Source organism: Alkanindiges illinoisensis DSM 15370, from assembly GCF_000619845.1.
GTDB classification, from domain to species: domain Bacteria; phylum Pseudomonadota; class Gammaproteobacteria; order Pseudomonadales; family Moraxellaceae; genus Alkanindiges; species Alkanindiges illinoisensis.
Window position 1 is genome coordinate 1262274 of sequence record NZ_JHUX01000003.1, and the last position, 13968, is coordinate 1276241.

Annotated in this window: 12 protein-coding genes; 6 read left to right on the forward strand and 6 right to left on the reverse strand. The window is 46.7% G+C overall.

The window, feature by feature from the left end:
* Positions 1 to 3 precede the first annotated feature (3 nt).
* Positions 4 to 903 (forward strand): hydrogen peroxide-inducible genes activator, encoded by a 900-nt coding sequence (locus Q337_RS0106375; protein ID WP_026470892.1) that lies wholly within the window; start codon positions 4 to 6, stop codon positions 901 to 903.
* A gap of 116 nt (positions 904 to 1019) precedes the next feature.
* Here the strand turns inward: Q337_RS0106375 and Q337_RS0106380 are convergent, their stop codons facing one another.
* From Q337_RS0106380 to mtgA, 3 genes are all read right to left on the reverse strand, one after another.
* Positions 1020 to 1544, reverse strand: a complete 525-nt coding sequence (locus tag Q337_RS0106380; RefSeq protein ID WP_026470893.1) for a hypothetical protein — start codon at positions 1542 to 1544, stop codon at positions 1020 to 1022.
* Between the two features lie 228 nt (positions 1545 to 1772).
* Positions 1773 to 3854: a polyphosphate kinase 1 gene (gene ppk1 / locus Q337_RS0106390; protein WP_026470894.1), complete on the reverse strand. Its 2082-nt coding sequence runs from the start codon at positions 3852 to 3854 to the stop codon at positions 1773 to 1775.
* Between the two features lie 119 nt (positions 3855 to 3973).
* On the reverse strand, positions 3974 to 4657 hold the full coding sequence (mtgA, locus tag Q337_RS0106395) for a monofunctional biosynthetic peptidoglycan transglycosylase (protein ID WP_026470895.1): 684 nt from the start codon (positions 4655 to 4657) through the stop codon (positions 3974 to 3976).
* A gap of 141 nt (positions 4658 to 4798) precedes the next feature.
* On the opposite strand from mtgA, the gene Q337_RS16980 reads away from it, so the two are divergent.
* On the forward strand, positions 4799 to 5632 hold the full coding sequence (locus Q337_RS16980; RefSeq protein ID WP_051526618.1) for a rhomboid family intramembrane serine protease: 834 nt from the start codon (positions 4799 to 4801) through the stop codon (positions 5630 to 5632).
* Between the two features lie 90 nt (positions 5633 to 5722).
* On the opposite strand, the gene Q337_RS0106405 is transcribed toward Q337_RS16980, so the two are convergent.
* Positions 5723 to 7198: a phospholipase D family protein gene (locus Q337_RS0106405; protein WP_026470896.1), complete on the reverse strand. Its 1476-nt coding sequence runs from the start codon at positions 7196 to 7198 to the stop codon at positions 5723 to 5725.
* Between the two features lie 165 nt (positions 7199 to 7363).
* Here Q337_RS0106405 and Q337_RS0106410 point away from each other — a divergent pair, with 165 nt between their 5' ends.
* Positions 7364 to 7624, forward strand: coding sequence for a type B 50S ribosomal protein L31 (locus Q337_RS0106410; RefSeq protein WP_026470897.1), 261 nt, complete (start codon positions 7364 to 7366; stop codon positions 7622 to 7624).
* Positions 7625 to 7784: 160 nt separating this feature from the next.
* Here the strand turns inward: Q337_RS0106410 and Q337_RS16985 are convergent, their stop codons facing one another.
* Entirely contained in the window at positions 7785 to 10028 is a 2244-nt protein-coding gene (locus Q337_RS16985) for a TonB-dependent receptor domain-containing protein (RefSeq protein WP_051526619.1), read from the reverse strand.
* A gap of 301 nt (positions 10029 to 10329) precedes the next feature.
* On the opposite strand from Q337_RS16985, the gene aspS reads away from it, so the two are divergent.
* A complete protein-coding gene (gene aspS / locus Q337_RS0106425) occupies positions 10330 to 12117 on the forward strand; it encodes an aspartate--tRNA ligase (protein WP_026470898.1) in 1788 nt (595 codons plus the stop codon).
* Positions 12118 to 12332: 215 nt separating this feature from the next.
* Positions 12333 to 12557: a hypothetical protein gene (locus Q337_RS0106430; RefSeq protein WP_026470899.1), complete on the forward strand. Its 225-nt coding sequence runs from the start codon at positions 12333 to 12335 to the stop codon at positions 12555 to 12557.
* An 88-nt stretch (positions 12558 to 12645) separates the two neighbouring features.
* On the opposite strand, the gene Q337_RS0106435 is transcribed toward Q337_RS0106430, so the two are convergent.
* Positions 12646 to 13491, reverse strand: coding sequence for a phosphodiester glycosidase family protein (locus Q337_RS0106435; protein ID WP_051526620.1), 846 nt, complete (start codon positions 13489 to 13491; stop codon positions 12646 to 12648).
* An 81-nt stretch (positions 13492 to 13572) separates the two neighbouring features.
* Here Q337_RS0106435 and Q337_RS0106440 point away from each other — a divergent pair, with 81 nt between their 5' ends.
* Entirely contained in the window at positions 13573 to 13944 is a 372-nt protein-coding gene (locus Q337_RS0106440) for a hypothetical protein (RefSeq protein ID WP_156935715.1), read from the forward strand.
* Positions 13945 to 13968 lie beyond the last annotated feature (24 nt).

The following is a 13968-nucleotide window of genomic DNA, read 5'->3' on the forward strand; positions in this document are numbered from 1 at the left end:
ACTATGGCGGCACTCCCTTCCCTGCGACAACTCTCCTATCTGGTGACTTTGTCTGAAACCCTGCACTTTACCGAGGCAGCCCGCCGCTCTTTTGTTACTCAGTCTACCCTGTCTGGTGGCATCATGGAGCTGGAGCGCCTGCTGGGCGGAGTGCTGGTTGAACGTGACCGCCAGAATGTACGGCTGACGCCACTGGGCGAGGAAGTGGTACGCCGTGCGCGTTTCCTGCTGGCCGATGCTCAGGACTTAATGCGCCTGAGCCGGGAGATGAGCGAACCCTTTACCGGAGAGCTGCATCTGGGTGTGATTCCCACTATTGCACCGTTTGTGCTCACGCCATTGTTGCAATCCATTGGACAACACATGCCTAAGCTGCAACTGTTTTTGCATGAAGCACAGAGTGGTCAGGCAGTAGAACGACTCGAACATGGCACACTGGATATTGTCTTGCTGGCACTACCATTTGATACGCATAACCTGATGGTACAGGAACTGCGGGATGAACCCCTGTGTCTGGTTTACCACGAACAGGACAGCAACTGTTCCCGTGCGCGCAACATGGCTGATCTGGATTTATCACGGCTATTGTTGCTGGAAGAAGGCCATTGCCTGCGTGAACATACGTTAAGTGCCTGTTCCATTAGTGACTTAAAACAAACCAGTAGCCTGTCGGCCAGCAGCTTGCCTACCCTGATTCAAATGGTACAGGCCCGGCTTGGTTTTACCCTGCTCCCCGCCATTGCCATTAATTCCGGGATTTTAAATGGCCAGCCCCAGCTCAAGGTTAAGTCCATTGACCAGGCACCACAGCGTACACTGGCATTGCTTACCCGAAAAAGCACGCCATTGCATGCCGAATTTGCCCAACTGGCAAAATTGCTTGAGCCAATTATTAATTTTTAAACCTACCTCTCATACTAAAAAACCCTTCCCCATAGAAAGGGTTTTTTATTCAAGCTTAATCTACTGGACGCATTTGGACGCATTAGTTACATTGAATCCATTTAGACAAGCTCATGCTACTCATCATCATCCTGTGCCCTGTTTAAAAACCCTTCCCTGATTTCTGCCGGCATATCCTGATGCCACCAGCCATAAATGGAAGCCTTGATGTCTTCATCTTCATCCGGGTCATTAAAGGGTTCATCATCCTCACGGATGAGTTCATCGCCCTCAAACTTAAACCAGAATTCCCAAGGATCGTCATCGCCATAACCCCAGGCTTGGGCATGAATTTCAGGCAACAATGACTTTAAAAATAGCAGGATCGCTTCAATAAATTCATCGCCGGCAGAACCATGCACAAAATGGGCAATGGAATAGCCAGCCAGGTGGGATACCGATTCCGGGCCAAGGTCAAATTCCACAGAATCCACCTGATCCAGTAAATCCTGTGCAAGTGCTGCGCCTTCATCTACATTTATTGCTGCGGCCGCTTGCAGAAACAGGTTTTCGTCGCCTTCATGCTGGGTAAATAAGCTGTCCAGTTGATCCATGATGCTGGCATCAGGATGCTTATAATAAAGGTTGCTATGTAGTTCCATGATATTCCCCACGTATTTCTATAAATCAGGTTAAAGTTTTATTCAGTCATGCAAATTTTTAAATTGGTCAATGACAGCTTGCCTTATATTGCTGCTGCCCTACCCCATATTATAAATCAGGCTAAAACAAAGCAGTATCGGCCCTGATTTTATAGCCGATCTGTTTAAAACTTTATAGCGTTATACGTCCTAAACTGACGCCTTAGTTCCTTGAAAGCAAACTGTTTTTTACCGTGATAACTTGTCCAGTAAGATTTGCTGTGCCATATGCGGCTGTTCATTCTCGTCAGCCACCAGCCGTTTCCACTCGCCATTGCCTTTGAGAATCCAAACCTGCTGGTTATCTCCCAGATAGTTCAGCAAGCCTTGCTGGATAATGCGTTTTTTTAAGCTGGCGTCTTCTATCGGAAAGCAGGCTTCTACCCGCGAAAACAGGTTCCTGTCCATCCAGTCGGCGCTAGAACAGTAAACACGTGGTTCGGCCCCAGCATTGGCAAAATAAAACACCCGTGTATGTTCCAGAAAGCGGCCTACAATGGAACGCACGGTAATGTTGTCAGACAAGCCGGGCAACTGCGGACGCAGACAGCAGATCGAGCGAATAATCAGGTCAATCTTGACGCCTTCCTGTGAGGCCCGGTACAGCCCATCAATGAGTTGTTGCTCGGTCAGTGCATTGACCTTGACAATAATATGCGCGGGTTTGCCTGCCCGGGCATTTTTGATTTCATCCTCAATAAAGCTTAATAATTGGGAATGCAGGGTGAACGGCGCATGCAGCAGCTTTTTCAGCTTGGCCATTTTGCCCATACCGGTGAGTTCCTGAAAGATTTTATGTACGTCTTCCGATAGCGCCTTATCCGTCGTCAGCAAGCCATAATCGGTATACATCCGCGCATTGCCTGCATGGTAATTGCCAGTGCCCAAATGCACATAACGGTGCAGTTTGTCCTGCTCGCGGCGCACCACCAGAATCATCTTGGCATGGGTCTTATAGCCCACAATGCCATACACCACCACTGCGCCCGCTTCCTGCAAAATATTGGCTACCGCAATGTTGGATTCTTCATCAAAACGCGCACGCAACTCAATCACAGCAGTGACTTCCTTGCCATTGCGTGCGGCTTCCGCCAGCAGTTTGACAATTTCAGAATCCGGTCCGCTGCGATACAAAGTTTGCTTGATGGCCAGCACCTGCGGGTCATTGGCCGCCTGATGCAACAGGGTAATTACCGGCGCAAAAGACTCAAACGGATGATGCAGCAGGATGTCCTGCTTTTTCATGGCCTCAAAAATGTTTTCACTTTTTTGCAGCACGTTGGGAATGGCAGGAATAAACGGTTTGTACTTTAAGTGAGGCCGGTTAAAGTTGGAAATCAGGCGCGCAAGGTTCACCGGGCCATCCACTTTATAAAGCTGGGCAGGTTTTAGGCGAAAGCGGTTGAGCAAATAGGTAATAATTTGCTCCGGGCAATTCTGTGTTACTTCCAGTCGCACTGCACGCCCAAAACGGCGCGAATTCAGTTCGCCTTTTAGCGCCTTGGCCAGGTCTTCTACATCTTCGTCCAGCTCCATATCTGCATTACGCGTGACCCGGAACTGATAACAACCCGTAGCGGTCATACCGGGAAACAGGTCACTCACATGCTCATGGATAATGGCCGACAGCATGACATGGTGATCGTGCCCATTGGTCAGCTCATCCGGCAGGCGTACCACCCGTGGCAGTGAGCGCGGTGCTGGCACCACGGCAAGGTTAATCTGGCGACCAAACGCGTCCTTGCCTTCCAGTGTGACAATAAAGTTCAGGCTTTTATTCACCAGACGTGGAAACGGGTGCGCCGGATCAAGGCTAATCGGGGTTAATACTGGCAATACCTGTTCATGAAAATATTGCTTAACCCAAACCGCCTGTTCTTCGGTTAGCTCATCACGGCGCAGGAATCGAATGTCTTCTTCGGCCAGTTGCGGCAGGATTTCTTCATTTAAAATGCGGTATTGGCGCTCAATGGCAGCATGGGCAGTTTGCGAAATCTGGGCTAGTACTTCCGCCGGTGTCAGGCCATCGGGCGTGCGGCTTTCATTGCTAAAGCTGAGTTGCTGTAGCAAACCAGCCACCCTGATTTCAAAAAACTCATCCAGATTACGTGAAAAAATCAGCAAAAAATTCAGGCGTTCCAGCAAAGGATGCAGTGGATCAACCGCCTGTTCAAGTACCCTTAGGTGAAAATCCAGAATGGACAGTTCGCGATTGATATAGCGATTATTAAAGGTATAGGTTTCAGGATGAATATCTACCTGCTGATTCATGGATGTATGCCAGTTTTTCTCATCATTAAAAATCAGTATGCTACTTTTTAATGACAGTTCAATAACAACTGCTTAAAAACCAGCTATTAAGTGTTAAAAAACTTAAGACTAGACTGGTTTTACTCATCTTTTGGCAAGCGAACATAACCCATATAGCGCTGAATGCGGGCCTTGCGCGCGCGAACCTTGCGGTCAGAGGGATGATCCTGATAATACTTGGGATTGGGCAAATAGGCAGCTAGCTGGGCAGCTTCACTCTTGCTTAAATTGGCTGCCGACTTGCCAAAATAATATTGTGCGGCGGCTTCGGCACCATAAATGCCCTTGCCAAACTCTACCGAGTTAACATACACCTCTAAAATGCGCTGCTTGCTCCACAGCCGCTCCATCATCCAGGTGGCAATGGCTTCCTGACCTTTTCTAATATAAGAACGCTGGTTAAACAAAAATAGGTTTTTGGCCAATTGCTGGCTAATGGTCGAACCACCCGCTACCACTTCACCCTTTTTCTCATTTTTGGTGAGTGCCAGTTGAATGCCGGTCCAGTCAAAACCGGAATGGTCGATAAACTTGGCATCCTCACCCGCAATGAGTGCACGCTTGAGGTTATTACTGATGCGGTCACTGTCTTTCCATTCATGGCGAATGGCAGGCTGTTTGTAGTTCCATTCATAAATGCGCATGAACATGGAACGCTCAACCGGCTGGTATTTCCACCACACCAGACTGGAAAAAATCCATAGTTGAACCAGCAAAAATACAGATATCCCAATTAACACAGCACGCGCAATAAATGCCTTCATAACAGCGAGATAAAAAGTTATAGTGGCGCAATGCTATCAAAGCCGCCGATTTTACTCCAATTATTTTATTTCTATGCCTGTGCAGGCAATCAGCAGGGCAATTTTTAATGTGCCAATAAAAGAATGTCTTGAGTCTTATCCATGAATGAATATCTGTTGAAACAGCCACTTCGTTACTGGTGGCTCACTGCCCTGCTCATTGCCATTAATTGCGGTATATTTGGATGGCAGGTGCTGAGTGGTGTCAGTGCAACTGACCCTAGTGTGCCTGACCTGATCAGATGGGGTGCTGACTTTGCACCGCTCACCCTGACCAGTGAAAACTGGCGTTTGCTCAGTAGCATATTTTTGCATATTGGTTTTGTGCACTTGCTACTGAACATGTGGGCCTTATATTTGTTTGGTGTGTATGCCGAATTTTATTATGGCCGATTCTGGTATGTGGTGATTTACCTGCTTGCAGGCATTGCCGGTAATTTAGCCAGCAACTATGTAAGCCTGCACAATGCGCTAGAGTTTTCAAATACTGCCATTTTACAAGCCAGTAGTAGCATGAATAGCAGCCTTAATAACAGTTTGACACCGATGGTCAGTGCTGGTGCTTCAGGCGCGATTATGGGAATGGGCGGTGCACTACTGGTTGCAGCGTTATGGCCTAAAAAAGACCTTGAGCCTAAATACCTACTCAATAAAAATGCATTGATTATGCTGGCTCTGTTGAATCTGGGCTTGGGTCTTTTTGTCAGTGGCATTAATAGCATTGCCCATTTGGGTGGCTTTGCGGGTGGACTTATATTGGCGCTGGGCTATCGCTTTTGTCTTAACTTTTCAGGATTTAGTAGATACAGCCTGCAAGTGGCGTTCATTGCTGGAGGTATAGCCACATTAATTTATATCGATTACTGGCTGATTGAACACGCAAAGCAATTACTGCATTTCTGGTCAATTTATTTAATACAGTTTAAGCCTTCATAATTTAAAATCTGTCCATATAAAAATCCCTTCTAAACTTTTATTGACGCCTAGAAGGGATTAAGTCAATGATAGACAATAATACACAACAGATTAAAACGTCGACAAACCACTCCATTCGGTAAAGCGATACCACCAGTATTTCAATTGCGATTCATCCTTATACTTTTCATAAGCCACACTTAAATTCTGGCCATTCTGGTTGGTCCAGACCCGGTCAAAATAAGCATGCGCTTGCGTAATGGCAGGATAATCTGCATTGGCCAGTAGGCGCACATCGGTTTCCAGATTCAGGTTATTCAGGTTGCGACGGGTAAAGTTGGCAGACCCCAAAATCAGCTCAGCCTGGCCATTTTTGGCGCTGGTTTTTACCAGCATTTTGGTATGACACTGCTCGCCATGGGTGCTACACCAGCGTAACGGTACGCCTGCTTGTTTAAGCTCCATCGCCACCTGCCGGTTGGGAATACCATTTTTCTTACGGCCAAACGCATCCTCATTCGGGTCTAGCAGCAAGCGAACGTTGACACCGCGCTGTTTTGCATCCTTGATCGCTGCAATGATTTTACGATGCGACAAATAAAACACGGCAATATCCAGCCGGTCACCCGATTGTGCGGTATTTAAACTATTGAGCAAGGCATCGCGAATTTTGGCTTCAGTCAGGATCTGCAAACGTGGCTGATCATCACTGGCCGGTGGTGGCACTGCCGTCACAATAAAGGGCAAGTCGGCACCCGACATTCGCGCAACAGCCCGTTCGGTTTCCAGAACATCCAGCGCAGCCGCACCAGAAAACTTGAGCGCGGTATTGTCGTGCCAGCTACTGGCATTGTGTGGATTGGCCGAAGTTACCAGCGCCTGCCATCCATCTGGGGCATCAGTAATGAGTGTTTTGCGGTGATTGGCCTTAAAATTAAACAAGGTGAAGTAACTGCGCAAGGTAATTTTATCAGCACCCAGTGGATTGGGTAGCCAACCTGCCTGCGGGTTGTTGTCAAACCACTGGCAGCACAAATACCAGAATCCCGACCATAAGGGATTGGACGCGCGCAGTGGCTTAAGGTCAGTTTCAATCACTTCAACTCCAGCCTGCCGCAAGTCCAGCAAGTTACGGGTGAACTGGCCACCATAAACTGTGTTAATGGGATCGGTAATCACCACAATTTGTATGTCAGACTGGCTTTTATGCTTGGCAATCAGCGCCTGCGTCAGCTCGGCTGTCAGGTTGCGGTATTTGGCCTTAGAATCACCTACATAATCATTAAACAAAAACATGTCCACCACAATCATGCGGCGTGCCTGACTGATCATGTCAAAGGCCTGATCAAAAATTTCCTGCTGCTGGTGGCGCTGGTTCTGCTGGTCGGTATAGGTATAATCGCCCAGAAACTGTACCTGCCCGGCTGTACGCAGCGGCAAGGCCACATTCAAGCCTTGCGGTAATGGCTTATAAACCTGATAAATTGCCGATGCCAGATAAGCCAGACACCACAATCCCAGCAAAAACATTAACATGGTTTTTTTTGTCCAGTTTAGTTGATTAAGCAAATACTGAAAAAAACGCATACATCACTCTTGAGGAATTATTTAAGCATAGTGTAATTCATCCCTCCTTTAAAATTTAAGTATTTATGCAATCCAGTGACTCATCTGTTTTTTAAGGTTAGGCAGCTTTTTATTTTTAATAAACGTTATGTTATAATATATCTTTTAAAAGCCAAGAGAATAATCATGCGCGCCAATATTCATCCGTCCTATCAGGAAGTGTTATTTCACGATACCAACGCCGATGTGTACTTTGTCATCCGGTCTACCCTACAGCCCAAACAAACCCGTGAATTTGAGGGCAAAATATACCCTTATGTCACGCTGGATATTTCCAGTGCCTCGCATCCGTTTTATACAGGGGAAGTGCGTCAGGCCAGCAATGAAGGCCGTGTTGCCAGCTTTAACAAGCGTTTTGGCCGTTTTGCAGGTCGTAAAAAAGCTTAAGTTACAGCACTGAAACTACTGTCTGAAACTACAAATAAGCCCAGCCTGAATATCTCTTTTGGCTGGGTGTTCTTTATGGTGTTTTTTATATCTTTAAAAAAAGCCACCTTATTGATCAAATAAAGTGGCTGAGGATTAAACTCAAAATGTGGCTAATCAATTAAAACTTTAGCTGTATGCCCGCAGTAAAATTACGGCCAGGCTGCGGAATGGTCGATAAAAACGAGCTATGGCTATAGTATTTTTCATCCAGCAAATTATTCATTTGCAGATATAACCGATAGCTGTTGCGGGCATTTAACTCACCATCATAGGCCAGTGTGGCATTAATCAGGTTATAGCCTGCGGTGGTGGATTCATAGTCGGCAATATCATTTTGCTTAAACACATGCGCGTATTCGAGTGCACCGCCCAGTTGTCCACCCAAGGCATCCCAGTTGGCCTGTATACGGCTGCCCAGACGTGCTGCCGGGATACGTGGCAGATTACTGTTTCCTTTTAAATCGCTGCTATCCAGTTTGGCGCGTACGTAATCACCAAACAAAGTAGCTGTGTAATTGTCGTCAATGCAGTAACTGCTTTCAGCCTCAACACCATTAAACGTAGCATCAGCTTGCGTGTATTGAATCAGGCGAAAATCTTCAAAGCGATCCAGTGTCTTGGCATAAATATAGTCATCCACCTGATTATGGTAGGCACTTAAGCCAAAGGTGAAATCACCCGACGTTTTACGCAGGCTCAGCTCAACATTATTGGATTTTTCATTGCTTAGATTGGCATCACCCAGCTCATAGGTATTAGTGGCAAAGTGCCCTCCATTGGCGTATAGCTCCTGGGTATTTGGCATACGTTCAGAATGGGCCAGTGACAAAGCCAGTGCATAATCCGGCACAAATTCCCAGGTGGCTGCAAAAGACGCGGAAGTCGCCGTATCGTCATAGTCCTTTGTGCTAAATTTAGCCAGACCCAGTTCTGGATTAATGGTTTGCCATTCCTGTCGCGCACCCAACTCAAAGTGGACATCATTCCACTGATAATGCTCCAGCAAAAAGGCACTGATATTCTCAGTCAGGGTTTTGGGCAAAAAGGCTTCTTCACCATTGGCTTCAAAGTCCGAGCGCGCATATTGCAGACCCAGCACGCCTTCAAAACCGGCCACTGGCACATGCGTTAATTCAATGCGCCCATCATAGCCTTTATTATTAAATTGGGTTGCGACACTGCCCTCTTCTACTTCATCGTGCTGGTAATCAGTATAGCCTGCCCTGACCCGGATCTTGTCAAACCCGGTAAATGGCTGTGCATACTCTGCCCGAAAATCCACACGCTTGCTGTCGAGTTCGATCCACGGTGCAGTTTCATGATTATGGTCGTGATCGTGTTCATGGCCGTCATCATGATCATGTGCCGCTTCATCTTCACCTTCATGTCCCTCATCATGTCCGCCACAATGCAAATGCGTACCATGCGGATGGCAGCTTTCATATTCATGGCTATGGCCGGGCAAGCCATATTCATCCTTGCGCTGGGTAAAGGCCAAGCCGGCAAAACCACGCTCGCCAATCCATGACAACCCTACACTGGCATTTTCACCTGTCGCATAAGAACCATCGACCCGTTTTTCATTCTCACCTTCTGGCGCGTAGCCACGTACCTTATAATCATTGGCATCGCGTTTAACCCCTTCAACATGCAGGGCAAACTGCTCACCCAGCCCCACTGTGACAGCCGCTGCCGCCGCTTTTTCATCCGCTACTGTGTTGCCTCTTAAATTGACTTCTCCCTCAAGTCCATTTTCAGGCATACGGGTGGGAATCTTGTTATCCAGTACATTAATAGCCCCACCAATTGCACCACTGCCATACAGCAAGGTTGAAGGCCCACGTAAAACCTCAATTTTTTCGGACAATAATGGCTCGACCGTCACCATATGATCCGGTGAAATCGCGGAAGCATCCATGACTTCTGAACCATCCGACAATACCTTCACCCGGGGCGCAGTTTGCCCGCGAATCACAGGGCGACTGGCCCCACCGCCAAAACTATCGGCATAAATGCCCGGCTGCCCGGCCAGTGCCTGTCCTAATGTCGTTGCCCCGCTGGCCAATTGATCATGCTCAACCACACTGACTGGGGTGGCAATATCAGCAGCAGTTCGATCCAGCGGATGCGCACTAATGACGATGGTCGGTAATGTATTAATGTTTGCGTTAGTATTGGCAGGGGCTATGTTGGCAGGCGTTGTACTAGCAGATATTTTATTGGCAGACTGACCAAGCGCTTCTTGTTCTGCTTCATTGCGATGAGTTTCGCCCGATGTTTCTGCCCATGCACTCATAGGAACTGGTGCCAGTAGCATAGCCAGCGCCATTGCCTGTACGAGGGGATGACGTTTTAGGTGCATAAGATTGTCCTGTTTTTTCAAAAGCATGTTTGCAAAAGTCTGGCTTCTTTAAAGCCTGTTATCATAAAAACCCAAATGAACAATGTTATGTTATAACATATTTATTAATTCAACAACCAGATACTGCAACCCATAAAAAATTTGCTGATAAAAAACTTTGTCTGCCACAAACTTTAAAAGCACAAATTTCAAAAGCACAAAAGCGTCTTGAGCCGCTAGCTATATATAGGCATAATTGACCGTTTTCATGCGTTCCCCAAAAGCGCTCAAATTTTTAGATAATTAGTGGACTCTACGCGCCATGATGCGAACTCATTACTGTGGCTCTTTAACTGAAGCCCAACTGGATCAAACTGTTACCTTATGCGGCTGGGTACACCGTCGCCGCGATCATGGCGGTGTGATTTTTCTGGACATGCGCGACCGTGAAGGTCTGGTCCAGGTGGTTATTGATCCGGATACGCCAGAAGCATTTGCCACTGCCGACCGTGCACGCTCCGAATATGTATTAAAAATTAAAGGCTATGTGCGCAAGCGCTATGCAGGCACCGAAAATGCCAATATGGTGAGTGGTCAGATTGAAGTGCTGGCCAAAGAAATTGAAACGCTAGCCGTTTCTGAAACGCCACCATTCCCGCTGAATGATGAATTTAGCAATGTGTCCGAAGAAAACCGCCTGAAATATCGCTTTCTGGATATGCGTCGCCCGGAAATGCAGGAACGTATGGTGTTCCGCTCCAAAGTCACCAGCCTGATCCGTAATTATATGGATCGCAATGGCTTTCTGGATGTTGAAACCCCGATCCTGACTCGTGCCACGCCAGAAGGCGCGCGTGATTATCTGGTACCTAGCCGTACCCAGCCGGGCAGTTTCTTTGCCCTGCCGCAATCACCACAGTTGTTCAAGCAATTGCTGATGGTGGCTGGTTTTGACCGTTATTACCAGATTGCCAAGTGCTTCCGTGACGAAGACCTGCGTGCTGACCGTCAGCCGGAATTCACCCAGATCGACGTTGAAACTTCCTTTATGTCTGATGAAGACATCATGCAAATGATGGAAGGCCTCACCGTTGAGCTGTTTGACACCATGTTGAACGTGAAGTTTGATAAATTCCCACGCATGACCTACGCCGATGCCATGCGTGATTATGCTTCTGACAAGCCAGACCTGCGTATTCCATTGAAACTGGTTGACGTGGCCGACCTGATGCAGGAAGTGGAATTTAAGGTATTTGCCGGCCCAGCCAAAGACCCGAAAGGCCGTATTGCAGCCTTGCGTGTACCGGGTGCAGGCGAGTTAAGTCGTGGTCAAATTGACGAATACACCAAATTTGTGGGTATTTATGGCGCCAAAGGTCTGGCCTACATCAAGGTTAATGACTTGAGCCAGGGCGTTGCTGGTCTGCAATCACCTATCGTCAAATTCATTGAACCGATTGTATTGCAACTGCTGGAACGTGTTGGTGCTGAAAATGGCGACATCGTATTCTTTGGCGCAGATAAAGCCAAGGTTGTAAACGATGCCATGGGCGCACTACGTGTGAAGATTGGCCATGACCTGAAACTGGCAACTTGTGAATGGGCGCCAATGTGGGTGGTTGACTTCCCGATGTTTGAAGAAACAGACGATGGCAAATGGACCTCTGTTCACCATCCATTTACCCTGCCAAAGGGTTCGGTTGAGGACATGAAAACCAATCCGGGTCAGGCCTTGTCTGTTGCCTATGACATGGTCTTAAACGGTACTGAAATTGGTGGTGGCAGCTTGCGTATTTATACGCTGGACATGCAAAAAGCGGTGTTTGAAGCGCTAGGCATTTCTGATGAGGAAGCCGAAGATAAATTCAGCTTCCTGCTGGATGCACTGAAATATGGTGCGCCACCACATGGTGGTCTGGCCTTTGGTCTGGATCGTCTGGTGATGCTCATGACTGGCGCAAACTCCATCCGTGAAGTGATTGCCTTCCCGAAAACCAAAACAGCTGAATGTCCATTAACTCAGGCACCAGCCCCTGTTGATGCCAACCAGTTACGTGATCTGGGTATTCGCCTACGTGAAAAACCAAAAGCCGAAGCTGGACAGGCTTAAGGTATTGCTTAATTTATAACGCGGTACTAAAAAAGCTCTCCCAGTGAGGGCTTTTTTTATAGCTGGATACTTGAGCTGATTTTTTGTCTTTAACTTTTAAAATGTTATTGCTGTTTGAATCAGTGTTTTAAAGTTGTCCTTTCAGTTGCCCTGTCTGGGGCTTCATGCGACAATTTGGACCTACAAATAATTTTTAGTATTGAAAGGCATAAGCTATGGCAATGCGTCCTGAAGTAAAACGAAATGGCTGGTTAATCATTGGATTTGCTGTTCTTCAGTGCATTTTGCTCCAGACAGCCGTCCATCAGCAGTGGCTGGACTTAAATTATTCGCAGCGCGCGGCCACTTATACCTTAAGTGGAATCTTCTGCGCCACCCTGATTTTATTGGCCCTGCTTTATATGGTGGTTAAGGGTAATCCTGATAATTATGATTCCTAATACATAGGACTCATCAGCTATCAGTCTATACGGCCTTATTGTTATCAGTGGTTTAGCACAAATGACCTGTACTAAAAGTCGTCAATGCTTACTTTAGTGAACTGTTCCGTGCTACAGGTTGTGTCACACCAATAATTGGCCCCAAAAAACGCTGCCGGTCATGACGATTTAACGCAGGCAAATACAGGCTGGAAATGGTTCCATCCAGATATAATGCATTGTCTATTTTTAGGGTATTTTTGAAGAAGTCTGCCAATTCATAAAAACTCACGGGCTGTTCGCTAATCACAAATACCGCTTTAGTGGACTGCTTAACGCCTACGGCATTGCGGATAAAACGTGAGCTTGAGGCTGGATTAAACTGGCTGTTAATTTTTCCCCTATAAACCAGCAATGGCCCCGACTGGGTTGCTAGCCAGATATGCTTGGGTGGGTTGCTTTGAAAATCAGTTGTACTTACCACCTGCACACTATCAGCACCTGAAGGATATTTATCTGCTGTTTTGAGCAAAAATACGCCATTCGGCTGCATAAAGAAGTTGCCTGTACCCGTTGCTGTATTTAATGGATATAGCTCACGACCTTGCTCAACATACAAGCCAACCGGCAAATAGTTGGGATGAAACATGCCAGCATTCATGGCAAAGATCAGTTGTTGGGATGCAGATTGTCGCTGTACTGACTGCTGTTTTAATAATTGCTGATTAATCGCTGCAAACGATTGGTACGGATTTCCACGATTATCCTTTAAAAACAATTGCAGATTATCTTTTTTAATATCCACAGTTACCACCACAGCCCGGGTATTGGCAAGTGGCAAGGTTTGCACTTCAATAGCCTGACTGTTTTGCAAGGTCATCAACCCTATGATGCCGGCAAATAGCCAGTGTTTAAGCTGTTTTTTTATGAAGCCAGGCCTTTGATTGGTAGTCATGACTGCACCTTATGTCAGTTTTTGGTTTAAGCACAAAATATTTTTGAGTAAAATAGTTTAACTCTTGGGATGGACACACGCATGCGTCTTTTTTTAACAATAATAAGTTTAACAACAGCTATTTTATTGACTGGTTGCTCCCGTGAACCCACTGAACCAGAATTACGGCAGGCCTATGAAGAAACACTGGCAGAAGCTAATCAGCTTGCTGTAAAAATTGGCGGTGACCGCATGAAAATTGGCTTACAGGATTTTAAAAAACTATCCTGCGAACAGCCAGAAGCTTCTGCCAATCAGGAAAATCAAAGCCAGCAAGAATCAAATAGTACCAAACAGTATCGCTGTGATATTCAGGTGAAACTGGATTTACCGCTGGTTGGGCCTAGCACGCAAAATGGCAAAATGACTGTGGTCAAGCACGACCGTGGCTGGGTGGTGCTCAGCAATAACTAATTTGCTGGGAACAAATATCCTGCC

Coding starts and splice junctions, on each gene's coding strand:
- Q337_RS0106440 (WP_156935715.1), top strand. CDS start 13,573: ATGCGTCTTTTTTTAACAATAATAAGTTTAACAACAGCTATTTTATTG.
- aspS (WP_026470898.1), top strand. CDS start 10,330: ATGATGCGAACTCATTACTGTGGCTCTTTAACTGAAGCCCAACTGGAT.
- Q337_RS16985 (WP_051526619.1), bottom strand. CDS start 10,028: ATGCACCTAAAACGTCATCCCCTCGTACAGGCAATGGCGCTGGCTATG.
- Q337_RS0106380 (WP_026470893.1), bottom strand. CDS start 1,544: ATGGAACTACATAGCAACCTTTATTATAAGCATCCTGATGCCAGCATC.
- Q337_RS0106435 (WP_051526620.1), bottom strand. CDS start 13,491: ATGACTACCAATCAAAGGCCTGGCTTCATAAAAAAACAGCTTAAACAC.
- ppk1 (WP_026470894.1), bottom strand. CDS start 3,854: ATGAATCAGCAGGTAGATATTCATCCTGAAACCTATACCTTTAATAAT.
- Q337_RS0106430 (WP_026470899.1), top strand. CDS start 12,333: ATGGCAATGCGTCCTGAAGTAAAACGAAATGGCTGGTTAATCATTGGA.
- mtgA (WP_026470895.1), bottom strand. CDS start 4,657: ATGAAGGCATTTATTGCGCGTGCTGTGTTAATTGGGATATCTGTATTT.
- Q337_RS0106405 (WP_026470896.1), bottom strand. CDS start 7,198: ATGCGTTTTTTTCAGTATTTGCTTAATCAACTAAACTGGACAAAAAAA.
- Q337_RS0106410 (WP_026470897.1), top strand. CDS start 7,364: ATGCGCGCCAATATTCATCCGTCCTATCAGGAAGTGTTATTTCACGAT.
- Q337_RS16980 (WP_051526618.1), top strand. CDS start 4,799: ATGAATGAATATCTGTTGAAACAGCCACTTCGTTACTGGTGGCTCACT.
- Q337_RS0106375 (WP_026470892.1), top strand. CDS start 4: ATGGCGGCACTCCCTTCCCTGCGACAACTCTCCTATCTGGTGACTTTG.